The following is a 23,267-nucleotide window of genomic DNA, read 5'->3' on the forward strand; positions in this document are numbered from 1 at the left end:
TGATCCGCCCATTCTTTAGCGCTCGATTCTCTTCTGGCTTTTAGAATGGGTGATTATGGTTAACTATCCGATAATGGAGGCGATTGGTTTGTAAAAACCGGGAGTTAGGCCAGCGGCGGCGCGCGCTTTGTCATTGAAGGGCGGCTTTAGCGAACCCCGAAAGTGCTTACGCACCAACGATTGGAATGTGGGGATGGGCTGCTTTTGCTCGATATCGCATTGATAGCGGAACCATTTCGCCCCAAACGCCACATGGCGCTTTTCGTCGTTATAGATGGTTTGCAAAATCTTGGCTGTCGCTTCATCGCCAACATTTTCGGTGCGTTCGATCATGATCGGCGTAATATCAAGCCCACGCGCTTCCAATACAAGCGGGATGATCGCCAAACGTGCGAGCAAATCATGAGCTGTTTCCGCGCAAGATTGCCACAGCCCATCATGGGCGGGGAACTCGCCATAAAAGCTATTGAGTTCGTTTAGCCGGTTAGACAGCATCCGGAAATGTTTAGCTTCTTCCAATCCAACTTGCACCCAATTGTCTAGGAACGATCGTGGCAGATTGTGGCCACAGCCGCGTGCAACCAAATCCCAAGTAAGGTCGACCGCACCCAACTCAATATGGGCAAGGGCATGAATGTGCGCCTTGCGTCCATGTTCGGTTCTAAGATTGCGCTTGGGCATTTTGCCCGGCGGGAGCAATTCCGGCTTTTCAGGGCGGCCTGGCAACATCGGCAGTGCCTGCTCATCGTAGCGGCCTTTGCCAATTTGTCGTTTCAGCCACCCACGCGCAGTGTCCATCGCCAAATCTGTTTTTTTGACCAAATCTGGCTCGTTGACGATATCAATGGCGCGTTCGAAAAGTTCTTTAGCCATTTTGCGATTCAACAAGCTGATCGAGTACTTTTTGAGCGTGGCCTTTGGCGCGCACATTGCGCCAAATATGGGCGACTTTGCCATTTTCATCGATCAGAAATGTGGTGCGCTTGATGCCGATGAAGGTTTTGCCATACATCTTTTTCTCGCCCCATGCGCCATAGGCTTCCATGGTCGAGTGGTCCTCATCGGACAGCAAAATCACTTTCAGGTCGTGTTTATCGCGAAATTTTGCGTGTTTTGCCACTGGATCTGCAGAACAACCGACCAGAATCGTATTATGCTTTTCGAATTCAGGCAGTAGGGCCGTGAAGTCGATGTTTTCCACCGTACAGCCGGGCGTATCGTCTTTTGGGTAGAAAAACAGCACTATGTTTTTACCCTTATGCGCGGAAAGGGTAAAATCCTGCGATTCGGTCGCGTTTGTGAAATCAGGTGCGATGTCACCAATTTGGAGTTCAGCCATAGGACAATTCCTTTGAGGAAGGATCAAGAAGTTACGATTTGGTCACAGATCAGCCCATTTTGAAACTTAAGAACAAAATCAGCCAGTTCAACCCTTCGCACCGAAGCTTAAATAATTCAACCCGCAGCATAAAAGCCATTAATGAGACAAACGAAAAAACGCGCTCCACGACCTAAAGATACACGGCCTTTACACAAGCGGAAGCGGGTGCATTTTTCAGGCGCGCTGGTTGGGCTGATTGTTTTGGCCGTTATTGTGCTGGCGCTGAACGTTGTCTCATTTCCTGGCGTGCAAGGGCTTGTGGCGCAAAAAATTGAAGAGCAACTTCCCGAAGGCTATGCAGCCGAGTTTGAAAAAGCCGGTTTAACCCTGCGTGAAGGGTGGATTCCTGCCCTGAATTTAAGCCAGCTCAAAGTTTGGCATGTGCAATCGGGTGCACAATTTGTTGCGGAAGACGTTGATTTGCGTTGGTTTTTACCTGCTTGGGTGGCTGGACGACCCGCCATTGAGGTGGAAGTTCGTTCGCCGCATGTGCAGTTGGTGCAGGACTTTAACGGTGTGAATTTGGCCAACCTCGAATTCGACGAGGATAGCCTTGGCGACACGCCAACGGTTCGGTTGCAGGTGGGCACGCAATCTGGCTTAAACGTAACGGTAGGCGATGAGGGCTTGAGCCTGCGGGCAGGCGAGGAAGCATTGAAGGTGAAATCCGACAATGCTTGGGCTATTGAAGCGGTGAATGGCTTGGAAGGCTTGCTGGCGCTTTTCGCTGAGAACACTGCAGATGGTGCTTATCGCAAGCTGACGGTTTCCGACGGTCGCATTGATGTGTTGGACCGAATCTATCAGCTCTATCGGTCACTAGACGATGTTGAACTTGAGCTGCTGGCCTATGACAATGGGGTCTCGATGTTCTCCCGCTTTAGTGCAGCGGGCAGGCGAACCTCTGGCAGCTTCTTTTGGACGTTGGCCGAAGAGCAAGAGCGACGGATTAGCGGCCGGTTTGAAAATCTCGATCTGGCACTTTTGATGCCATTTTTGGACGACCAAGACGGTGTGTTTGCGCTCAAAGGCGGGTCGCAACTAGATTTCGACGTGAATTTTGACGATAAGGGCGTTTATCTCGGCCAGTTCAAAGTTGATGTTTCAGGCACCTTGGCTGCCATTGAAGGCGATCTGTTTTCCGTAGAATCAGAAGTGGCGAATGTGGAATGGAAGCCGCGCGAAAGCCGCTATTTCCTGTCGCCCACACGAATTGAGATTGGGCAGAGCTACGCGGATATATCGGGCGAATTTGCGCTTGGCCTTGATGAGCTCTATGGCCCGACAGTTGGCATCGGGATGCAACTTGCCAATGTTTATCTGCATCCAAATGACATGGATGCGCCGGAAAAGACCATCCCCAATATTGTGTTCAATGGCTGGTCCGCGCCGGTTTATGGCGCCATTGGCATCGACAAAGTTACGATTGATACGGGCGAATATAGCTTGCAGGCGGATGGGCGTGTTGACGTTTTGCAAGCGGGCATTGGCCTTGATTTGGCCATGGTGGCGCGGGGCATGGATGCGGACAGCTTGAAGCGGCTATGGCCTTATTTCCTCGCCACAGATGCGCGAGAATGGTTTGTTGAAAATGTTACCGATGGCCGATTGAAAACGGCGAAGATGCGGTTTGACTTTCCGGTGGGTAGCATCGGCGAAAGAGGTGAAGACAAACGAATCCCCGAAGATGGATTGACGATTTTGGGCACCGCGCAAGAAGTGTCGCTGCTGCCGCTGCCTGGGTTCCCGATCATCGACATTGGGGGCACGACCACCATCAAGGTGAAAGATCATTTCATTGAGATGGGCTTTGACAAAGGCATGGTCAGCGATGCGGCTGGGCAGGTGGAAATCTCCAATGCCGCTTATCTCAATCGGAATACCTTTCCCAAAGATCAAGTGTTTGAAATTTCGGGTGATTTGAAAGGCGATGTCAGCACGCTGATCGCCATTGCATCGAAAGAACCATTGAATCTGCTGGAAGATTTCGACCTTGAATATAAGCCTGAAGATTTGACGGGCGCCGCAGACATTAATGTGATCGCGACAATTTCTCAATTTGGTGACGGTAAGCCGCAGGGTCTCGACTATACGCTGAATGGCAATGTGGACGACTTTGCCAGCTCTGTGCCCATTGAAGGGCACGAGGTGAAAGATGGCGACCTGCAATTCACTGCTTCGCAAGCTGGCTATCAGGCCTCCGGTCGCGTGTGGGTGGATGATGTTTTGGCGGATTTGCGCATTGAAGCCGAAGATGATGCCGATCCGGTTATCACGGCCTCCGCGACGCTGACAGAAGAAGAGCGCAAGAAGCTCGGGTTTGACCTGTCGCAATTTGTGACAGGCCCTATCCGCGTTGTGGGGCGTCCAGTAGGCGACGATGTGCAGGTGGCTGTCGATTTGACCAATGCTGCTGTCAAATTCTCAGAGCTTGGCGTTTCTAAAAAGGCTGGGGTGCAAGGGCAGTTGAATGCTGAACTGCAATTTGGCGAGGAAAATGTGAATGTGCCGCAGATTGACTTGCGGTTTGGCAATGTGCGGATTGCCGGCACGCTCGACTTCCATTTTGAAGATGGGCTGACTGACGCGAAAATGTCGACCTTCCAGCTGAACCCGGGTGACAAGGCGCAAGTTGAACTGTCGCCGATTGATGGTGGTTTCAAGGTGAAGTTGACCGGCGAGCAGCTTGATCTGAAACCGATGCTGCGGCGTTTCCTTGGGCTGGATCAAGGCACATCAGAGGCGACTTCAAATGCTGACGATCAGGTGATTGACATTGATGTCGCGCTTAATCGGGCTTTGGGCTTCTATAAGACCACGGCTTACAACACCAAGGGCCGTTTTGTGTTCCGTGGGGCGGACTTCCGCACGGTGAATTTACAAACCTCGTTCGGCAACGACAAATCGGTGTCGATCACGACTAACCCTTTGCAATCTGGACGCTCGATGGTCGCGGCGTTTAATGATTTGGGCACGCTGCTGCGGTTTATCGGCATTTATCCGCGCTTGCTGAATGGCGTTGGTAGTTTGGTTCTGAACATAAATGACCGTGCAGGGCGCATTTCTGGCGGCTTTACTTTGGCAGACTTCGCGATTGCGGACGAAGAAAAAGTGGCGCAAGTGCTGGGCAACCACCGAGACAGCCGCAAACTGATCGAGCGTCAAAATCAATTGCGCTTCCGAGAAGCGGAAATCGAGTTTGTGGGGCAAGATGGCGTGATTTCAGTGACCAAAGGAGCGCTTGATGGCGGCACCATTGGCGGCACATTGCGCGGCAACATTTATACCGGCCAGCGCCAATATGATTTGGTGGGGACCTATATTCCGCTATTTGGTTTAAACAATATTTTCCAGAAGCTGCCGTTGCTCGGCGCGATTTTGGGTGGACGCGACGGCGAAGGCCTGATTGGGGTGACTTTTGCAGTGCGGGGGCCATTGGATGATCCGCAGTTTTCGATCAACCCTGCGTCAATTCTGGCACCGGGTGTATTCCGGCAGATCTTTGAGTTTCGGGCGCAAGGTGATCCTGAAGCGCGCCGCGCGCTTGAGCAGGTCGACAACCAATAGAAATAAAAAGCCAGGCGGGATGGCCGGGCTTCTGGTTGATCAGATATTTATCGGGCGATTTGTTGCACCAGAGTTGGGGGCGCCCTTATTTATGTGTTGCTTTGATCGATTGCCGTTCGCCAATGGTGCGGTTGTAGGGCAAGAAGGGGCTTAAACATGACTTTTTGTTCTGGATTGGAAATCGCGACCATAACATCTGACCCCCAGTGTCTTAGCCGTTCCTGACAAATTCCGCATGGCGAAAGAATTTTGAAACGTGAGTGCTCACCGTCCCTGAATACACAGATGCTATGTGTTACTGCCTCGTCAAGTTTGTGTGCCTCTAATATTGCCCCGAGTTCCATACAGGCGGCCAATGCGTCGAAATCGGTATCAGGCGCAACACTTGTCAGAATATCACCTGACCGTAGCCGGATAGCTGCAGCGCCACCCCAACCAGTTGGATACCTTTCTTTTATAAAGGTAATCGCGCTTTGATAGAGGTCATCTTCGACGCTCAGCATTTCATCCTTCATTGTTTCAACATTGCCGATAAAAGGTAAATGGTTTACGGCCAATGAGGCCGTAAACCTTATTCAGCGGGTTTCAACAAAATGTGCCGCTTTTTGCCGGCGGACAATTTGATTACGCCTTCTGGTAATAGCTGGCCTTCACCGAGTGTGGCGCGTTCGTCGTCTACCTTTTCGTCATTGACTTTGAGGGCACCGGATTTGATTAGGCGGCGTGCTTCGCCGTTTGATCCGGCAAGACCTGCGGTGACGAAGGCATTGAGAATACCCAAGCCTTCGTTGAGGTCTGCTTTGGTGACTTCAACTGTCGGCAAGGTAAGGTCAATCGCGCCTTCCTCAAATGTGCGACGTGCCGTTTCTGCGGCTTCTTCCGCTGCCTCTTGACCGTGGATCATGGCCGTGGCGGCAATGGCCAATTGCTTTTTGACCTCGTTCAACTCATTGCCTTCCAAGCCTTCCCAGCGGGAGATTTCGTCCAAGGGTAGGGTGGTGAACAATTTAGCGAACTTGCCAACATCAGCATCGCCTGTGTTGCGCCAGAATTGCCAGTAATCATAAACTGACAGCATATCTGCGCGCAGCCAAACCGCACCAGCGACCGATTTACCCATTTTGGAGCCATCGGATTTGGTGATCAGCGGTGTGGTGACGGCAAAGCATTCAGCCCCATTCAAACGACGGGCCAAATCTACACCAGATAGGATGTTGCCCCACTGGTCTGAGCCGCCCATCTGCAAGGTGCAGCCGTAACGCTTGTTGATTTCAGCAAAGTCGTAACCTTGCAAAATCATGTAGTTAAACTCAAGAAAACTCAAAGATTGTTCGCGATCCAAACGTTGTTTCACCGCTTCGCGGGTCAGCATTTGGTTGATGGAGATCTTTGCACCTACATCACGCAAAAAGTCGATGTAATTGAGCTTTAGGAGCCACTCAGCATTATCAAGCATATTGGCATCAGTTGCGCCGTCGCCAAATTTCAGCACATTGGCGAAGATTTCGCGAATGCTCGATTTGTTGCCTTCAATGATTTCAGGCGTCATCATTTGGCGCATCTCGTCTTTGCCAGTCGGGTCACCCACCATTGAGGTGCCGCCGCCCATCAAGACGAGTGGCTTGTTGCCGGTTTTTTGTAGCCAATAGAGCAGCATGATCTGCACGAGGTTGCCCACGTGCAGGCTCTTTGCTGTTGCGTCAAAGCCGATATAACCTGTGACCGGACCTTCACACAATTTTTTGTCGAGGCCTTCTGCATCAGAAAGCTGATACAAAAATCCGCGCTCTTCTAGCGTGCGCAAAAAGTCGGATTTGTAGGTCATAAGCTTTTCCTTTTATTTTTCTTATAGTTTGCCGTTAGCACCCTTGCTAACGGCCACCGCCTTGGGCGATTTCTTCGCGCCGACGATCAAGGTATTCGGAGCATTCATCAATGAGGGGTTCGATGCGGTCCTCAAAGAAGTGGTTGGCACCCTCAACAATTTTTTGTTCGACAGTGATGCCCTTTTGCTGTTGCAATTTATCCACCAGCTTCTGAACAGCTTCCGGCGGTGCCACACGGTCTTTTTCGCCATGAATAATCAGGCCAGAAGACGGGCATGGGGCCAAGAAGGCGAAGTCATAAAGATTTTCCGGGGGCGCAACTGAGATAAAGCCTTCCACCTCAGGACGACGCATCAAGAGCTGCATACCGATCCATGCCCCGAAAGAGAATCCCGCAATCCAAACGCCGGGGCTTTCTTTATTCAAGGTTTGGAGCCAATCAAGCGCCGCTGCAGCATCAGAGAGCTCGCCTACGCCGTGATCGAACGCGCCTTGCGAACGGCCAACGCCACGAGAGTTGAAACGCAAAACGGAAAAACCGCGTTGGGCAAACATGTAGAAAAGATTATAAACAATTTGGTTGTTCATGGTGCCGCCAAATTCGGGGTGTGGGTGCAACACCACAGCGATTGGCGCATTGGGGTCTTTTGCTTGTTGGTAACGCCCTTCAAGACGACCAGCTGGACCATTAAAGAATACTTCAGGCATACACGAGACCTTCTTTCCCCACTTAAAACCAAAAGCTTTTGCCGAATGCAGGGATTGTTCGGCGAAAAGGGTTGACGAATGTCGGCACGCTACCTAAAACGTGAGTGCGAAATACCAGTTTAGAATTATTCAAAACTAGTTTTTTGCCCAACAGTCAATATTGTGCGCTTCTTTTACCTATTGTAGTGCGCAAAATTCAAGAACTGATTGGATGAATCGGCCTATGGCCCTGAAAAAGAGTGAATTTTTCAATGACGCGGAACGCGGTGACATATTTGGACCATAGTGCATCGGCGCCTTTGCTGCCAGATGCGCAGTCGGCCATGGTCGAAGCGTTCGCGATTCCCGGCAATCCATCTTCAGTTCATGAAAATGGGCGCAAACTAAGGGCCATTATTGAAGAAGCGCGCGATCACGTGGCGCTTTTGTGCGGCACAGCGCGAGGACGGGTGGTGTTTACCGGGTCGGCCACGGAAAGTTTGACCCATGCGATTTGGGGTTTGGCGCGTAGCCAAAAAATTAATCGTATTCTGGTTGGCGCGGGCGAGCATATGGCTGTGATCCGTGCGGTTGAAACGGCAGGGGTGCCGTTTGACTTTATTCCACTGCATACAAATGGCTTGTTGAATCTGGCGGCGCTTGAGCGCCAGTTGGGCGAGGCTGACGCTGCTGGTGAGCGCGTTTTGGCGGCCGTGCAGCAAGTGAACAATGAAACCAGTGTTGTGCAACCGATCGATGAGATCGGGAATTTGATGTATGACAGCGAGCATTACTTGCTGGTGGATGGCGCGCAAGGCGCGGGCAAAGTTGAATTTTACTTTGATCCATCTCGTGCAGATTTTTATTCAGTTTCAGCGCATAAAATTGGCGGCCCGGCGGGTGTTGGCGCTTTGATCCTAAAACCGCGCGTGGATGATGTGCGCTTGATCCCGGGTGGCGGACAAGAGCAAGGGCGGCGAGGTGGCACTGAATCTGCTGCATTGATTGCAGGATTTGGTGTAGCGGCAGCGCAGGCAACAGAAAATTTCGCGCAGATGCCTCAGGGGCTGGTTGAGAAGGCGGAAAAAGGTTTGAAAGGCCTGTTTCCGCATATCGAGATTTTTGGTGCTGAGGCGCCACGTTCTGGATTTTCAAGTTCGTTTGCACTTCCGGGCATCAAGAACAACATATCTATGATCCAGTATGATTTGGCGCATATTGCGCTGTCGGCTGGGTCAGCATGTTCCTCCGGTAAAGTGTCGCGTTCGCATGTGCTGGATGCCATGCAGATTGATCCAGCACTGGCCGATTGTGCGTTACGTTTGAGCGTGGGGTGGAGCAGCACAGAAGCGGATATTGAGGCATTTCTATCTGCGAGCGCGCAGATAGCAGAAAAGTTTAAAGGCGATGATCGGGCACGTGCCTGACATGCCGCGATAGGGTTGATGAAAGAGAGGTCTTGCGATGGCTGCGGTTAAAGAAACCATTGATCAGGTCAAGGAAATTGACGTCGATAAATATAAATATGGCTTTAAAACCGATATCGAGATGGATATGGCGCCTAAAGGCCTGAATGAAGATATTGTACGCTTCATTTCTGCCAAGAAGGACGAGCCCCAATGGATGCTGGATTGGCGTTTGGAAGCATTCCGCCGCTGGCAGCAAATGGAATTGCCCGAGTGGGCGCGGGTTGATTATCCCGAAATCGACTTCCAAGACCTTTATTATTATGCCGCTCCAAAATCGACACCTGGGCCCAAAAGCCTAGATGAGGTTGATCCAGAACTGTTGGCGACATACGAAAAATTGGGCATTCCATTGTCCGAACAGGCTGTTTTGGCTGGCGTTGAAGGCGCGAAAGTGGCTGTTGATGCTGTGTTTGACAGTGTTTCAGTTGTGACCACCTTTAAAGAAGAGTTGGCCAAAGCTGGCGTGATCTTCTGCTCGATCTCAGAAGCGGTGAAAGAGCACCCAGAATTGGTGAAGAAATATCTTGGCTCGGTTGTGCCAACTTCAGACAATTTCTACGCAACATTGAATGCGGCTGTGTTCTCTGACGGTTCGTTTGTTTACATTCCAAAAGGCGTGCGTTGCCCGATGGAATTGTCGACTTATTTCCGCATCAATGAAGAAAAAACTGGTCAGTTTGAACGTACATTGATTATTGCAGAAGAAGGCTCTTATGTGAGCTATTTGGAAGGCTGTACGGCCCCAATGCGCGACGAAAACCAATTGCACGCTGCTGTGGTTGAATTGGTGGCGTTGGATGATGCTGAGATCAAATATTCGACCGTTCAAAACTGGTATCCAGGCGATAAAGACGGCAAGGGCGGCATTTATAACTTTGTGACCAAGCGTGGCGATTGTCGCGGCAAGAACTCAAAGATTTCCTGGACACAGGTTGAAACTGGTTCGGCCATCACATGGAAATATCCAAGCTGCATTTTGCGCGGTGACAATTCGGTTGGTGAATTCTATTCGATTGCGATTTCGAACGGCCACCAGCAAGTGGATAGCGGCACCAAAATGATCCATTTGGGCAAGAACACATCTTCCCGGATTATTTCCAAAGGTATTTCGGCTGGCGTTTCACAAAACACATATCGTGGCCAAGTTTCTGCCCATGCGAAAGCAACGGGCGCACGAAACTTCACCCAGTGTGACAGCTTGTTGATCGGCGATAAATGTGGCGCGCACACAGTGCCTTACATTGAAAGCCGCAACTCAAGCGCTGTGTTTGAACACGAAGCGACCACATCGAAAATCTCTGACGACCAGATGTTTTATTGTCAGCAACGCGGCCTGAATGAAGAAGAGGCTGTGGCGCTGATCGTGAACGGCTTTGTGCGCGAGGTGCTGCAGCATTTGCCAATGGAGTTTATGGCGGAAAGCCAAAAGCTGATTGGCATCAGCCTTGAAGGCAGTGTGGGCTAATGGGTTGGAGCACGATCATCATTGCGATCATTGCCGGGCTTGGCATGGGCTATGTCGTGGCGGGCCGCGTGAAGGCGGAAGAACCCGAAGGCTATAAAATTATTGGCGGTATTGCAGGTGTAATTGCCGCCCTGAGTGTTTGGCTGGTGATCACCTATATGTGGTGAGCAAAGCCTTTTGAAATTGACGCATAAGCGCCCATCTTGCGGGGCGAGAATTGAGGACATGAAATGACAACGCCAATTCTGGAAATCAAAAATCTCCACGTGAAAGTGGAAGAGGAAGACAAGCAAATCCTGAAAGGGGTTGATTTGACCCTACCTGCCGGTGAAGTGCATGCGATTATGGGCCGGAACGGTTCTGGCAAATCAACACTTTCATATGTGTTGGCGGGCAAAGAAGGCTATGAAGTGACCGAAGGCGAAATCTTGTTTATGGGCAAGGATTTGCTGGAAATGGAAGCCGATGAGCGCGCTGCGGCTGGCTTGTTTTTGGCGTTCCAATATCCGATTGAGATCCCTGGCGTTGCGACAATGACCTTTTTGAAAGCGGCATTGAACGCGCAGCGGAAAACACGCGGCGAAGACGAGCTGAAAATTCCTGAGTTCATGAAGCTTGTAAAAGACGCGTCTGCGCAGTTGGAAATCAAACAGGATATGCTGAAGCGTCCTTTGAATGTTGGCTTTTCTGGCGGCGAGAAGAAGCGTGCTGAAATCTTGCAAATGGCATTGATGCAGCCTTCGCTTTGCGTGTTGGACGAAACTGACTCTGGCCTTGATATTGATGCGTTGAAGATCGTTTCTGAAGGGGTAAACCATTTGCGCGATGCGAACCGCTCTATGCTTGTGATCACTCACTATCAGCGTTTGTTGAACTATATTGTGCCCGACCGTGTGCATGTGTTCTCTGACGGCCGTGTAGTGGAGAGCGGCGACCGCGAATTGGCGCTTGAGCTTGAGAAAAAAGGCTATGCCGAGTTTGACGGCACTGCTGCTTAATCCAACGCTGGAGCGAAATTCATGGAACAACATGTTGTGAAACTGACGGATGCCGAAAACCAGCTTGCGGATTTGTTGCAAGCGGCTGGTGCGGCGGACGCAAAAGCGTCGCTGACCGAACATGGTTTGCCGCATCGTCGGATTGAAGAATATCATTATACCGACTTGCGCACTTTGTTGCGCGAAGTCCCGGCTGAGCTGGCGAAAGCCAATGATGATTTGCCAAACAAACAATTTGATGGCTTTAGCCGGATTGTGATCGTGAATGGCAAATTGGTGCACGCTGATGCGATCGATGGGGTGGAAATCAAGTCTGGTGACGTATCTGCCACGGTTGGCAAAGACCAAATCATCAATTTGATGGACGGGTTTGCCCAAAGCCAAATTGAAATTTCGATTTCAAAAACACTCGATAAGCCGATCCACATTGCGCAGGTGCATGCGGGGGCGAACAGCGTTGCTGCCAGCAAGGTGAAGGTGACTTCAGCCGACGGCGTGGAAGCGACCATTATCGAGACATTTGAAGGGCAGAATGAGCGCGGCCTGCGGTTTGCAGACTTCGCCATGGACGTGGCGGCAAACGCGAATTTACTGCACATTCAGCTTGATCAGAATGGCAAAGATGCGCGTCAATTTGTGCAAAATTGCTATGATTTGCATGAATCGGCCAATTTGCGGACCTTTGTGACACACGCCAATTTCCAGCTTGGTCGCACAGATGTTAAGGCAGAATTTAAAGGTGAGGGCGCACATGCCGACTTTGCTGGTCTGACATTGTTGATGGACAAGCAGCATGGCGATTTCACGTTGAATGTGAACCACGCGGTGCCCAACACCACCAGCACAGAGAGCTTTAAGTCTATCGTGCGGGATCGTTCCAAAGCGATTTTCCAAGGTAAAATCATCGTGGCGCCGGATGCACAAAAGACAGATGCGCAAATGATGAGCCAAGGTTTGTTGCTGTCTGAACGTGCTGAAGTATTGGTGAAGCCTGAGCTTGAGATTTTCGCTGATGATGTGTTGTGCGCGCACGGGGCAACCTGCGGTGAGCTAGACGCGGATGCGCTGTTCTATCTGATGAGCCGCGGCATTCCACGTGCAGACGCAGAATCAATGTTGATTAAAGCCTTTTTGGCGGAATTGTTCGACGAAATCGAAGATGAGCAAATCCATGCCAAATTGGAAAACCGCGTGGATGCGTGGTTGGCAGCAGCGGAGTAGTTATGCTGGATCTTGGCAAAATTCGTGGTGATTTTCCCATTCTGTCAGAAGAGGTGAACGGGCATAAGCTTGTTTATCTCGACAGCGGGGCGTCTGCGCAAAAACCAAATCAGGTTTTGGAGCGAATACAGCACGCCTATGCCCACGAATATGCCAATGTGCACCGTGGATTGCATACGCTCTCCAATCGCGCCACAGAGGCGTTTGAAGATGCGCGGGCCAAGGTGCAGAAATTTCTCAATGCTGAGCGCGTGGAGGAAATTGTATTCACGCGCTCGGCGACAGAAGCGATCAATTTGGTCGCACAGAGTTTTGCCGGACCAAAAATTGGTGAGGGCGATGAAATCATCATCACCAAGATGGAACACCACTCCAATATCGTGCCGTGGCATTTTCTGCGTGAACGCCAAGGCGCAGTGATCAAATGGGTAGATGTTGCCGAAGATGGCAGCTTTGACTTAGAGGCCTTCGAGGCGGCGATTACGGATCGCACGAAAATGGTCGCTTTAACCCACATGTCCAACGTAATGGGCACCATTGTGCCGATCAAAAAAGTCACAGAAATAGCGCATTCGCGTGGTATCCCTGTGATGGTTGATGGGTCGCAAGGTGCGGTGCATTTGCCAGTTGATGTGCAGGATTTGGGCGTCGATTTTTATGTTGCCACTGGCCATAAACTATACGGCCCGACGGGCATTGGCGTACTTTATGGCAAATTTGATCGTTTGCTCGACACGCGGCCTTTCCAAGGCGGCGGTGAAATGATTGCCGACGTGTTTGAAGACAATGTGACCTATGCCGAACCGCCACATCGGTTTGAAGCGGGAACGCCGCCAATTGTGCAAGCCATTGGTTTGGGCGCCGCAATCGATTATATTGAAAGCATTGGCCGCGATAAGATTAAAGCGCATGAAGATGAAATTGGCGATTATGCGCGGCAAGAGCTTTTGAAAATCAACGCCTTGCGGTTGATTGGCGATGCGCCGGGCAAAGGGGCAATTTTCTCCTTTGCCATTGAAAATGTGCATGCGCATGATTTATCGACCATTTTAGATCGCTATGGCGTTGCGGTGCGGGCTGGCAGCCATTGTGCGCAGCCCTTGCTGAAAAGATTTGGCGTGACCTCTACATGTCGCGCCTCGTTCGCCCTATATAATGGGAAAGATGATGTAGATGCGCTTGTTGCCGCGATTGGCAAAGCGCAAACATTCTTTGGTTAGGAGAATATGATGAGCGATACAGAAGTGGCAGAAGCAGAGCAGCCCAGCCCGAATGCGGCGACAATTACTGCTGAGAGCTCGAACCTTTCTCCGGATGAAATTGAGCGCCTGACGGAGAATATCGTTGGGGCGTTGAAAACCGTCTATGACCCTGAAATCCCCGTCGATATTTATGAATTGGGTTTGATCTATAAGGTCGATCTGGATGACAACCGCAACATCACGATCGACATGACATTGACCGCACCTGGCTGCCCTGTGGCTGGCGAAATGCCCATCTGGGTTGAAAATGCAGTCGCCTCAGTTGAAGGCGTGCAGGATGTGAAGGTTAACATGGTGTTTGATCCACCTTGGGATCAGTCACGCATGTCAGAAGAGGCGATGGTCGCCCTGAATTGGTGGTAAAATGGCTTTGAAAATCATGAGCATTACTGAACGCGCTGCTGATGAGGTGAAGAGCATCATCGCCCAATCTGGTGATGATGACGTGGTTGGTGTGCGCGTGGGGGTGAAGAATGCTGGCTGCGCTGGTATGGCTTACACCCTCGATTATGTGAAGGAAGCAACGCCAGGCGACGACCATGTGAGCGAACATGGCGTGGATGTTTATGTTGACCCGAAAGCAACAATGTTTCTTTTGGGCACACAAATGGACTTTAAAGAAGAGTTGCTTGGCTCTGAATTTACATTCAACAACCCGAACCAAACCGGGTCTTGCGGCTGTGGCGAAAGCGTGATGCTTGAACCAGCCGACTTGAAGCAATTGGCTGAAGCACGGGCTTCAGCAAAATAGAGCTTCACAATTTCTATTGAAATTTAAAGGCCTTAGGCGACTTTTGGTTTGCGGAACTCTTCGTCAGTTTCGCAAATCACACGGTTACGGCCGCAGCGCTTGGCTGTGTAAAGGCAACCGTCAGCACGTTCGATCAATTCTGGAATTGATTCATCATGCCGGAATTGTGCTGCACCGATAGACACGGTGATCCGGCCCAATTTCTCATTGGTTGAACGCTTCAACAATTCTTTGGCGTGTACCGCTTTGCGGATTTTTTCGGCAATGAGACGGGCGCCACGAATATCTGTATCCGGCAAGATCGCTGCAAATTCCTCGCCGCCATAGCGGGATGCATGGTCGCGACCTTTGAGGTTTGATTTGAGCGTCATCGCCACAAGCCGCAACACTTGGTCACCAGTTTGGTGGCCATAATTGTCGTTAAAGGCTTTAAAGTGGTCGATGTCCATCATCAACAAGCAGAAGGTTGTGCCCGTATTCTTGCTGATTTCCAGCACCTGCTTAAGGCGCTGATCAAAGCTTTTGCGGTTTGCAATTTTGGTCAGCGGATCCAACATGGTTTCACGGCGGGCCGTGTCCAAATCCCGTTTCAGGCTGGAAATGTCTTGCTTAGACACTTTCAGTTTTTCTTCGAGATTTTTGTTGGCTTCCTGCATCTTGTGGGTTTCGGAAAGCAATTGCTTAGCCAAGATACGCAAAGCTGCTTGATCGACATCGCCCAGCAATTGCTGCTCGGCTTTGCCCAAAGAACCAGAATACCCCTCGGCAGTATCAATCGCGTCGTCCATGGCGCGATTAACAGCGTCAATTTTCGAGGACATTTCCTGCGAAACGCTTGTCAGCCGTGATTCTAGGTCTGATGGGTTGTCGAAAAACTCGCGATATACCTGCAACACATTTTCCATTGAAAGTGTGTTGTCTTCGCCCAATAGCATGTTGAGCCGCTCATTGAGTTGCTCGTTAATGCCCGAGGCATAGGTGTAACAAAGTTCGTAGAAGTGTGGATAGGGCGGAATCTTCGCGCGCTTGAGCATGCCCAAGGCGGCAAAAGAGTACTCAAGAGTACGCTGATAATCATGTTCAGATACAAGCATATCTAATTCCGAACCACACTTTGCGTTAATTGCAATTTGATGCAATTTCCCCAAAGCTTATTTACCCACAAGATGTTTCTACTGCGCGACCTATAAAGATTGCGTTAAAAAACAATCTTAGCTTGCACGCCGAACAGGCCGTAACAAAAAGGCTGGCACCTGGTCTGATTGACCAAATGGAACACGATCCTGATTGTCATTACCTGAACGTTTCTTGCGATTATTCTTTGATGATTTTTGCGATTCTGTCGAGGCGCTTTGCTGGCTTTTTTCAGCGTTATCAGTCGCTTGCTTCTTTTGGCCACGTGAGCGTTTTTGATTTTCGCTTCTTGGCTTCTCAGATTTTGCTTCTGAAGTTGCGTCTTTCGGCGCTTCTTCAACCTCGATAGATTTTTCAATCAATTTTTCAATCGCGCTTAGATATTTCTCGTCTGCTTTTGTAACAAGGCTAACAGCTTGCCCTGAACGGCCTGCACGACCTGTGCGGCCGATTCTATGCACATAATCTTCAGCATGGGTCGGCACATCGAAGTTATAAACATGGCTAACTTCAGGAATATCCAAACCGCGTGCGGCCACATCGCTGGCCACCAAAATTTTGATGGAACCAGATTTAAAGCCATCAAGCGTTGCCATGCGACTTTTTTGGTCCATGTCGCCATGCAAAGCACCTGCATTAAACCCGTGACGTTCAAGCGAACGGGTGAGGGTGGCGATATCGCGCTTGCGGTTACAGAAGATGATTGCGTTGTTTAGATCTTTTGCCGCATTGATTTGCGCGCGCAGGGCGGCGCGTTTTTCAAAAGGCTTGGACCCAACCTTCACAGCCTTTTGCGTAATGGTTTCGGCAGTCGAATTTTGCCGCGCCACTTCAACGCGCTCTGGGTTGGTCAAGAATTTGCTGGTCAATTTTGCAATTTCATCTGGCATGGTGGCGGAAAATAGCAGGGTTTGACGACGTTTTGGCAACAACGCGCTGACCCGTTCAATATCTGGCACAAAACCCATATCAAGCATACGGTCTGCTTCGTCGATGACAAAAATATCGACGCCTGTCATCAGCAAGCGACCGCGTTCAAAATGATCGAGCAGGCGGCCTGGTGTCGCGATCAATACGTCTGCGCCACGATCGAGCTTTTTATTTTGCTCTTCAAAGGAAACGCCACCAATCAACAAAGCCACTGTCAATTTGTGGTTTTTGCCGTATTTTTCGAAGTTTTCATGAACTTGAGCGGCAAGTTCGCGCGTCGGCTCCAGGATGAGCGTGCGCGGCATACGTGCCCGGGCGCGGCCTTTTTCCAACAAAGTCAACATGGGCAAGACAAAGGATGCTGTTTTGCCCGTACCTGTTTGCGCAATGCCCACAATATCTCTTTTCTCAAGGATATGCGGAATTGCTTTTTGTTGAATATCCGTAGGCTCACTGTAGCCTGCATCAGACACAGCGTTGACAACGGATTGGCTTAATCCAAGTTTTGAAAAATGTTCGCTCAAGTAAATACGTCCACTCTGACAGTTGTGATGGTCATGAATTTATTAGTGGCCCCGCGCACGAGACCATAACGACAATAACCGCTAAGTCAATGGGTTAATGGGAAACTTTCTTAACGGAACGCACCTGAACCGTCGATGAATTTAGATGTCGAGGTCGTCAACAAAGGCGGCATTTTCCTGAATGAACTGAAAACGCAGTTCAGGTTTATTGCCCATAAGGCGGTCAATACTGCCCTTGGTTTCTTCAAATTCACTTGCAACATCAATGCGCAACAGGGTGCGGGACCCTGGTTTCATGGTGGTTTCTTTAAGGTGCTGATAGGGCATTTCACCCAAGCCCTTAAACCGAGTGATTTCAACTTTGCCGCGACCTGTAAACTCTTCAGCCATCAGGCGGTCTTTATCTGCATCATCCTTTGCATAAAGGGTTTTTGCACCTTGGGTGATGCGATAAAGTGGCGGTACAGCCAAGAAAAGATGGCCCTCGCGAATGAGCTCAGGCATCTCTTGAAAGAAGAATGTCATCAACAGCGCAGCAATGTGGGCGCCGTCAACATCCGCATCGGTCATGATGATGATCTTGTCGTAACGAAGATCTTCGCTGCGATATTTTTCGCGTGTGCCGCAACCTAGCGCTTGCGCAATATCTGCGATCTGCTGGTTTGCTGTAACCTTGTCGCGCGTAGCGCCAGCGACGTTCAGGATTTTACCACGCAAAGGCAACACAGCTTGATTGGCGCGATTACGCGCCTGTTTAGCGCTACCGCCCGCTGAGTCACCCTCAACGATAAAAATTTCTGCACCTTGCGCGGCGCCTTGCGAGCAATCGGCCAATTTGCCGGGAAGGCGCAAGCGGCGGGTGGCGCTTTTGCGGTCGATCTCTTTTTCTTTGCGGCGGCGCAAGCGCTCTTCAGCGCGTTCAATGCTCCAATCCAACAATTTGCTGGATTGGTTGGGTGATGCAGCCAACCAGTGGTCAAATGAGTCACGTACTGCGTTTTCAACAATCTTGCTGGCTTCAGTTGTCGACAGCTTATCTTTTGTTTGGCCGACAAATTCTGGTTCACGGATAAAGGCTGACAATACGGCGCTACAGTTGGACAACACATCCTCTGCGGTGAGGATTGATGCGCGTTTATTGCCTGTGAGCTCCGCATAAGCCTTCATGCCGCGCAGGAGGGCCGCGCGCAACCCAGCTTCATGGGTGCCGCCATCTTGGGTGGGCACGGTGTTACAGTAAGAAGATACGAAATTGTCGCCAAGCGTAAAGGCGATGGCCCATTCAACTGAGCCATGTTTGCCGGCAGCGCCCGCGCGACCCGCGAAGATTTCTTCTACAATGCGGGTGCGGCCTTCAACACGGTGTTCCACATAGTCTTTAAGACCATTTGGAAAGTGCAGAGATTTTTTCGGCGGTACGTCTGTGCCTTCGACCAACTCTGGATCGCAGGACCAGCGAATTTCTACACCCGCAAATAAGTAAGCCTTGGCTTGTGACATTTCGAAAATGCGCTTGGGTGAAAACCGCGCTTTTTCGCCAAAAATTTGAGCATCGGGGTGGAATTTGATGGTGGTGCCGCGGCGGTTGCGCACTTCGCCTGCGCTTTCAATGCCGGTGACCGCCAAGCCGCGCGAGAACTTTTGTACATATAGTGTTTTGTCGCGTGCGACCTCGACGATCAAATCGTCAGAAAGTGCGTTCACAACGGAAACGCCAACGCCGTGCAAGCCGCCAGATGTTTCATAGGCTTTTGAATCAAACTTACCACCTGCGTGCAGGGTGGTCATGATGATCTCTAGGGTCGAGCGGCCGGGAAATTTAGGGTGTTCCTCAACAGGAATACCGCGACCATTGTCGGTGACGGCCAAATATCCTTCGGTATCCAAATGCACCTCGATGCGAGATGCATGGCCCGCGATGGCTTCATCCATAGAGTTATCGATGATTTCGGCGAAGAGGTGGTGCAGGGCATTAATGTCCGTACCGCCAATATACATGCCGGGACGCCGCCGAACAGGCTCCAGCCCCTCAAGAACCTCAATATCTTGTGCGCCATAGGATTTGTCATCCTTTGAAGCGCCGGGGAGAGGGGCGCTGCTTTTGGAAGCAGGTTTGCTGGGCGCGGATTTGCTCTCAGTGCTGACGCTGGCCGGTTTTTGGGAGTCGTTTTCTCCTTCTCCGCCGCCAAATGCTGAAAACAGATCGTCGCTATTGCTCATGTGGTGCCGCCTCGAATCATCTTGAATGCTTTGCTTACCATATTTGTTGGGATTGAGGGCTGGTCAATCGCTTCGCCCGGAAAATAACCAGATGCGCGCACTTATCGACGGATTTTCAACATCGATATGCAAATATTTTTTACTAAATTTTTTTATCCGCAAAAAATTGCGGTTTGGTGCTGCGACGTTTCAGAATGAGACCGATAAGTGGTTGATGCGGTTGCATTCAGCGGGTCGCATAAAGGATTGCTTAACTTTATCGCCGCTAAATCGCGGAAATTGTTGATAAATTCTTTCTGGCGCGTCAGCACTTTTTTAACAACGTGCTGCTAAAAATCTTTTCATACGGTCGAAGAGTTTGGAGTTCCCGTATGATTGTCAAAGCGAAAACCAGCGTATCCGGATCTTTTGCCGTGACAATATCCAATTGGATGGAGCAAGTCGGATTTAATAGTTTTGCGTACCGACTTGCCCAACTCCAAATGCCGCGCCAATTTGTTTCTCTGGCATTGGCAGCAATTTTCTTTTTCGTTTGATCTTGCCAAACACCCTTTCGTTTGAATAGTTTTTCTGCGTGAAGCAATGTTGCTTCCCCCGGAGGGCGATGGATTTGGCACATCAATATCGTTTATATTTCGGACCGCGTTGGGCCCTATTTCAATAAATGAAGTAGGGTGGGCACTGAGGTCGAAAAATCTTTGTGACTCGCTTTGGCGTGTCATCCGCACGGCGGATGATGCAGGACTATTGGCATGATGCCAGCAATATAGCGACGAAGATTATGACGGTATTACAATTTCAATCCATTAGTGCAGTTGCGCGCGAAACTCTTTTCCAAAATCTTGACGTGACTCTGAATAAGGGTGATTGCCTTGGCCTTGTGGCGGGCAACGGGCAAGGCAAAACCACATTGCTGCGGCAAATTGTGGGCGAGCTGGAGCCGCATAATGGTCAAATCATCACCTCACGTGGCACCAAGACAGCTTATATGCCGCAAGAACTGCCCGATGAGTGCCTTGAGATGTGCGCGCGGGATTATGTGTTGACCGCGATTGCACCCGAGGAGCGCGATTTTGAAGAATGGCGCGCAGATGTGGCACTCAATGATATGGGTGTTCCCTATGAATATGGAGCGATGAAGCTTGCTGAACTTTCGGGCGGTTGGCGCCGCCTGGTGATGTTGGCCAAACTATTTGCGGCTGAGCCCGATATTTTGGTGTTGGATGAGCCGACCAACCATTTGGATTTGGAGAAAATTTATCTGGTGGAGCGGGTGCTTAAATCGTTGCGCGGCAAGGTGGTGACGGTTCTCACCAGTCACGACCGCGCATTTTTGGACAGCGTGACCAACAGAACATTGTTTTTGCGCCCGGGTGAATGTCAGATTTTTGACGTGTCTTATTCTCATGCGCGGATCGCGCTTGAAGAGTTGGACCAAGCGGCACAGGACAAAGCTGAGCGGGACATGAAAGAGATCAATCGCCTGCGCGCTAATGCGGCCAAGCTGTTTAATGTGGGCACAAACAGCGGGTCGGACCTGTTGCAAACCAAAGCGAAGCAGCTAAAGGCGCGGGCGGCAAAGATTGAGGACAATATTGCAGACCTGCATAAAGATCGGCAGGGTGATGTGACTTTGGCCAATCGAGGCTCTCACGCCAAAGTGGCCATGAGTTTTGACCAATTTGTTGTGAAAGCACCGGATGATCGCAAGCTGTTTTCCATTGAAAAGCTATTTCATTATCAGGGCGATCGGATTGTGGTGTTGGCCGAAAATGGGCGCGGGAAAACTCAACTTATCAAGGCTGTGAAGCGTGCGCTTGATGGCGATGACGTGCCGGGAATTTGGACAACGCCGTCCAATGTTGTGGCGTACGCCGATCAAAATCTCGATATGTTGCCCGACAAGCAATCGCCCCTAAGCTTTATCACTGAGCATTTTGATGTGGGGGATCAGCGGGCCAAAGGGATGTTGGCCAATATTGGCTATATATATGAGCAGCAAAGCCAGCCCATCGGCCAATTGTCTTTTGGGCAGCGTACCCGCTTGCTGTTGTTGGCGTTGCGATTGACTGAACCGAATTTCTATTTGTTAGACGAACCAACAAACCATCTCGACATTCATGGACGGGAACAATTGGAGCGCGAATTGGTGGATCGTGAACCCAGCGCATTGGTGATTTCGCACGACCGACATTTTGTACGGGCGATTGCCACGCGGTTTTTCGAAATTGATGAGCGTTTGCGGCTGTTTGAAGTGGACAGTCCTGAGCCGTTCTTCGATCGATTGCGGGCAAAAGATCTGGCTGAAGTGGGTGGCTAACTCAATAAAATGCATCCACACCATGCGGGCAGGGTTGTCCGCATGGTGAAAGGCGCGTAAAACGCGCAGCAAGAATTTGATTAAGAGTGAGTGATTATGAGTGAAGCGAAGGGTCGGCCACTATTTTGGATTGCATCTTATCCCCATAGCGGTGATTTGGCAGTTCGTTCGTTTTTGCAACAGGCCGCAAAGATAAAGGGCTATCGTCCGAAAGAGCCAGCTAGCCTTGAATATATCAATCGTGATGTGCCGTGGGATACAGACGTATGGTTCTATCGCGAAGTGATCGGCAAGGCACCATCTGAAATGAGCGAGCAGGAAATTGCAGCGGCGCGCCCAAAAATTCATGATTACCTTTCGAAGAAATATCCCGGCTTGCCTTTCATCAAAACACACGCGGTTCGCGCTGAGTTTCATGGCCAGCCGAGCATAAACACCAAGGTTTCTGGCGGTGGTGTTTATTTGATCCGCAACCCGTTGAATTTGGTGATGGCATTTGCCTATGCGGCGAAAAAGAAGCCGCTTGATGCAATCAAGCTGCTGGCGACAAGCGAATATCGTCAACCAACCACAGCGCAAAACGCACTAGAGCCTTGGGGTTCATGGTCAGAAAATGTGCAAAGCTGGACAGAGCCCTCTTTGCCACAGGATCTGGTGTTGCGATTTGAAGAGTTGTTGAACGATCCACGCGCACAATTTAAGCGCCTCTCGGATCATATGGGGCTCGGCTTGGATGCGAAAGAGCTGAAAAAGGCGTCAGATGAAGCGATCAAAACGCTCGGCATAGAAGGCAAAAAAGCGTCTAACGAGCCTTGGAAAAAAGGACTTAGCCCAGCTTACGTTCGCTCGGTTCTCGAAGTTCATGCGCAACAAATGGTCCGGTTCGGTTACCTAACCAACGAGGTGCTGAATTTTGCGGAAGTGGATCGTGACATGGTACTGCGATCCTCTGCAGCCTTACGGCAAATGGAAGCGGCGAATATGAATGTCGCGCACTAAGTGCTGATGTTTTTCAGATTATGTGAAGGCCGGGGATTTCCCTGGCCTTTTTTGTTTTGCTATCGACAGCGATCAACGAAGAGGAAAGGAAGTCGGATAAGTGGGTACTTGCAGACCAATCTTTGGCAGCTAATATGTGAACTGGCAAGGCCGACGACTTTATCAAATAAATATATGTAGATGGCGGATGGCAAACAATAGGCAATCTAGGAAGAATAAATGTGCTTATTGCAATAATTATGGTGACCTTTGCATGTCACATGCAATTCCCAACGCATTTTTCCGATCAATTTCACGCGAAAGTTCGGGCAGTCCAATTGCGATACCTAAAGGAAATCGCCCTCTACATAGAACGCAAAACTCGGGCGCTTTTAGGTTGTTGTGTTCAAAATGTGAAGGCCATTTCAACAGGACATTTGATGCACCATTGATTAACGCGCTCAGATATTGGAATAAACAAATTCTGACGGATGGACTAGCCTATAGGTTTGAATTTTCTCCAAATCACATTGC

General features: G+C 50.2%; 19 protein-coding genes. 11 read left to right on the plus strand and 8 right to left on the minus strand.

What is annotated here, in order from left to right; translation table 11 throughout:
- Nucleotides 1–63: 63 nt before the first annotated feature.
- Together ACP15Y_RS00745 and bcp are read right to left on the minus strand one after the other, a co-directional pair.
- Nucleotides 64–873, minus strand: a complete 810-nt coding sequence (locus ACP15Y_RS00745; protein ID WP_424981110.1) for a ferritin-like domain-containing protein — start codon at nt 871–873, stop codon at nt 64–66.
- Nucleotides 866–1,339: a thioredoxin-dependent thiol peroxidase gene (gene bcp, locus ACP15Y_RS00750; RefSeq protein WP_424981111.1), complete on the minus strand. Its 474-nt coding sequence runs from the start codon at nt 1,337–1,339 to the stop codon at nt 866–868. Before bcp ends, ACP15Y_RS00745 begins: the two co-directional genes overlap by 8 nt.
- 141 nt (nt 1,340–1,480) lie before the next feature.
- On the opposite strand from bcp, the gene ACP15Y_RS00755 reads away from it, so the two are divergent.
- The gene (locus ACP15Y_RS00755; protein ID WP_424981112.1) at nt 1,481–4,948 is read left to right on the plus strand and encodes an AsmA-like C-terminal domain-containing protein; all 3,468 of its coding nucleotides are present in this window, start codon (nt 1,481–1,483) and stop codon (nt 4,946–4,948) included.
- Between the two features lie 89 nt (nt 4,949–5,037).
- Here the strand turns inward: ACP15Y_RS00755 and ACP15Y_RS00760 are convergent, their stop codons facing one another.
- From ACP15Y_RS00760 to ACP15Y_RS00770, 3 genes are read right to left on the minus strand one after another with little or no spacing between them, the layout of a single operon-like run.
- Nucleotides 5,038–5,505 (minus strand): cytidine deaminase, encoded by a 468-nt coding sequence (locus ACP15Y_RS00760; RefSeq protein ID WP_424981113.1) that lies wholly within the window; start codon nt 5,503–5,505, stop codon nt 5,038–5,040.
- A gap of 14 nt (nt 5,506–5,519) precedes the next feature.
- Nucleotides 5,520–6,773, minus strand: coding sequence for a tyrosine--tRNA ligase (tyrS, locus tag ACP15Y_RS00765; RefSeq protein ID WP_424981114.1), 1,254 nt, complete (start codon nt 6,771–6,773; stop codon nt 5,520–5,522).
- 46 nt (nt 6,774–6,819) lie between these two features.
- Nucleotides 6,820–7,482, minus strand: coding sequence for an alpha/beta hydrolase (locus tag ACP15Y_RS00770; protein ID WP_424981115.1), 663 nt, complete (start codon nt 7,480–7,482; stop codon nt 6,820–6,822).
- Between the two features lie 251 nt (nt 7,483–7,733).
- Between ACP15Y_RS00770 and ACP15Y_RS00775 the strand changes: the two genes are divergently transcribed.
- The 8 genes from ACP15Y_RS00775 (at nt 7,734) to ACP15Y_RS00810 (ending at nt 14,627) form a co-directional block, all read left to right on the plus strand.
- Nucleotides 7,734–8,888, plus strand: a complete 1,155-nt coding sequence (locus ACP15Y_RS00775; RefSeq protein ID WP_424981116.1) for a cysteine desulfurase family protein — start codon at nt 7,734–7,736, stop codon at nt 8,886–8,888.
- Nucleotides 8,889–8,925: 37 nt separating this feature from the next.
- Entirely contained in the window at nt 8,926–10,395 is a 1,470-nt protein-coding gene (gene sufB / locus ACP15Y_RS00780) for a Fe-S cluster assembly protein SufB (protein WP_424981117.1), read from the plus strand.
- A complete protein-coding gene (locus ACP15Y_RS00785) occupies nt 10,395–10,562 on the plus strand; it encodes a hypothetical protein (RefSeq protein ID WP_166638863.1) in 168 nt (55 codons plus the stop codon). The genes sufB and ACP15Y_RS00785 overlap by 1 nt, the downstream gene beginning before the upstream one ends.
- A 75-nt stretch (nt 10,563–10,637) precedes the next feature.
- Entirely contained in the window at nt 10,638–11,393 is a 756-nt protein-coding gene (sufC, locus tag ACP15Y_RS00790) for a Fe-S cluster assembly ATPase SufC (protein WP_424982439.1), read from the plus strand.
- Between the two features lie 21 nt (nt 11,394–11,414).
- The gene (gene sufD, locus ACP15Y_RS00795) at nt 11,415–12,614 is read left to right on the plus strand and encodes a Fe-S cluster assembly protein SufD (protein ID WP_424981118.1); all 1,200 of its coding nucleotides are present in this window, start codon (nt 11,415–11,417) and stop codon (nt 12,612–12,614) included.
- A 2-nt stretch (nt 12,615–12,616) separates the two neighbouring features.
- Complete coding sequence (locus ACP15Y_RS00800; RefSeq protein WP_424981119.1) at nt 12,617–13,834, plus strand: cysteine desulfurase; 1,218 nt, start codon at nt 12,617–12,619, stop codon at nt 13,832–13,834.
- Nucleotides 13,835–13,843: 9 nt separating this feature from the next.
- Nucleotides 13,844–14,239, plus strand: a complete 396-nt coding sequence (locus ACP15Y_RS00805) for an SUF system Fe-S cluster assembly protein (RefSeq protein WP_424981120.1) — start codon at nt 13,844–13,846, stop codon at nt 14,237–14,239.
- Nucleotide 14,240: 1 nt separating this feature from the next.
- Entirely contained in the window at nt 14,241–14,627 is a 387-nt protein-coding gene (locus ACP15Y_RS00810; RefSeq protein WP_424981121.1) for a HesB/IscA family protein, read from the plus strand.
- A 32-nt stretch (nt 14,628–14,659) separates the two neighbouring features.
- Here ACP15Y_RS00810 and ACP15Y_RS00815 read toward each other — a convergent pair whose 3' ends face one another.
- The 3 genes from ACP15Y_RS00815 to parE all read right to left on the minus strand — a co-directional run bounded on the left by ACP15Y_RS00815 (nt 14,660) and on the right by parE (nt 19,435).
- Nucleotides 14,660–15,721, minus strand: a complete 1,062-nt coding sequence (locus ACP15Y_RS00815) for a GGDEF domain-containing protein (protein ID WP_424981122.1) — start codon at nt 15,719–15,721, stop codon at nt 14,660–14,662.
- Between the two features lie 117 nt (nt 15,722–15,838).
- Complete coding sequence (locus ACP15Y_RS00820; protein ID WP_424981123.1) at nt 15,839–17,215, minus strand: DEAD/DEAH box helicase; 1,377 nt, start codon at nt 17,213–17,215, stop codon at nt 15,839–15,841.
- 141 nt (nt 17,216–17,356) lie between these two features.
- A complete protein-coding gene (parE, locus tag ACP15Y_RS00825; protein ID WP_424981124.1) occupies nt 17,357–19,435 on the minus strand; it encodes a DNA topoisomerase IV subunit B in 2,079 nt (692 codons plus the stop codon).
- Nucleotides 19,436–20,216: 781 nt separating this feature from the next.
- Here parE and ACP15Y_RS00830 point away from each other — a divergent pair.
- Together ACP15Y_RS00830 and ACP15Y_RS00835 are read left to right on the plus strand one after the other, a co-directional pair.
- On the plus strand, nt 20,217–21,755 hold the full coding sequence (locus ACP15Y_RS00830; protein ID WP_424981125.1) for an ATP-binding cassette domain-containing protein: 1,539 nt from the start codon (nt 20,217–20,219) through the stop codon (nt 21,753–21,755).
- A 96-nt stretch (nt 21,756–21,851) separates the two neighbouring features.
- The gene (locus ACP15Y_RS00835) at nt 21,852–22,754 is read left to right on the plus strand and encodes a sulfotransferase domain-containing protein (RefSeq protein WP_424981126.1); all 903 of its coding nucleotides are present in this window, start codon (nt 21,852–21,854) and stop codon (nt 22,752–22,754) included.
- Nucleotides 22,755–23,267: the final 513 nt, after the last annotated feature.

This window comes from Maritalea sp. S77, assembly GCF_049801075.1.
GTDB lineage: Bacteria > Pseudomonadota > Alphaproteobacteria > Rhizobiales > Devosiaceae > Maritalea.

Coding starts and splice junctions, on each gene's coding strand:
- ACP15Y_RS00835 (WP_424981126.1), top strand. CDS start 21,852: ATGAGTGAAGCGAAGGGTCGGCCACTATTTTGGATTGCATCTTATCCC.
- ACP15Y_RS00755 (WP_424981112.1), top strand. CDS start 1,481: ATGAGACAAACGAAAAAACGCGCTCCACGACCTAAAGATACACGGCCT.
- bcp (WP_424981111.1), bottom strand. CDS start 1,339: ATGGCTGAACTCCAAATTGGTGACATCGCACCTGATTTCACAAACGCG.
- ACP15Y_RS00815 (WP_424981122.1), bottom strand. CDS start 15,721: ATGCTTGTATCTGAACATGATTATCAGCGTACTCTTGAGTACTCTTTT.
- sufB (WP_424981117.1), top strand. CDS start 8,926: ATGGCTGCGGTTAAAGAAACCATTGATCAGGTCAAGGAAATTGACGTC.
- tyrS (WP_424981114.1), bottom strand. CDS start 6,773: ATGACCTACAAATCCGACTTTTTGCGCACGCTAGAAGAGCGCGGATTT.
- ACP15Y_RS00775 (WP_424981116.1), top strand. CDS start 7,734: ATGACGCGGAACGCGGTGACATATTTGGACCATAGTGCATCGGCGCCT.
- parE (WP_424981124.1), bottom strand. CDS start 19,435: ATGAGCAATAGCGACGATCTGTTTTCAGCATTTGGCGGCGGAGAAGGA.
- ACP15Y_RS00785 (WP_166638863.1), top strand. CDS start 10,395: ATGGGTTGGAGCACGATCATCATTGCGATCATTGCCGGGCTTGGCATG.
- ACP15Y_RS00745 (WP_424981110.1), bottom strand. CDS start 873: ATGGCTAAAGAACTTTTCGAACGCGCCATTGATATCGTCAACGAGCCA.
- ACP15Y_RS00830 (WP_424981125.1), top strand. CDS start 20,217: ATGACGGTATTACAATTTCAATCCATTAGTGCAGTTGCGCGCGAAACT.
- ACP15Y_RS00770 (WP_424981115.1), bottom strand. CDS start 7,482: ATGCCTGAAGTATTCTTTAATGGTCCAGCTGGTCGTCTTGAAGGGCGT.
- sufD (WP_424981118.1), top strand. CDS start 11,415: ATGGAACAACATGTTGTGAAACTGACGGATGCCGAAAACCAGCTTGCG.
- ACP15Y_RS00810 (WP_424981121.1), top strand. CDS start 14,241: ATGGCTTTGAAAATCATGAGCATTACTGAACGCGCTGCTGATGAGGTG.
- ACP15Y_RS00805 (WP_424981120.1), top strand. CDS start 13,844: ATGAGCGATACAGAAGTGGCAGAAGCAGAGCAGCCCAGCCCGAATGCG.
- ACP15Y_RS00800 (WP_424981119.1), top strand. CDS start 12,617: ATGCTGGATCTTGGCAAAATTCGTGGTGATTTTCCCATTCTGTCAGAA.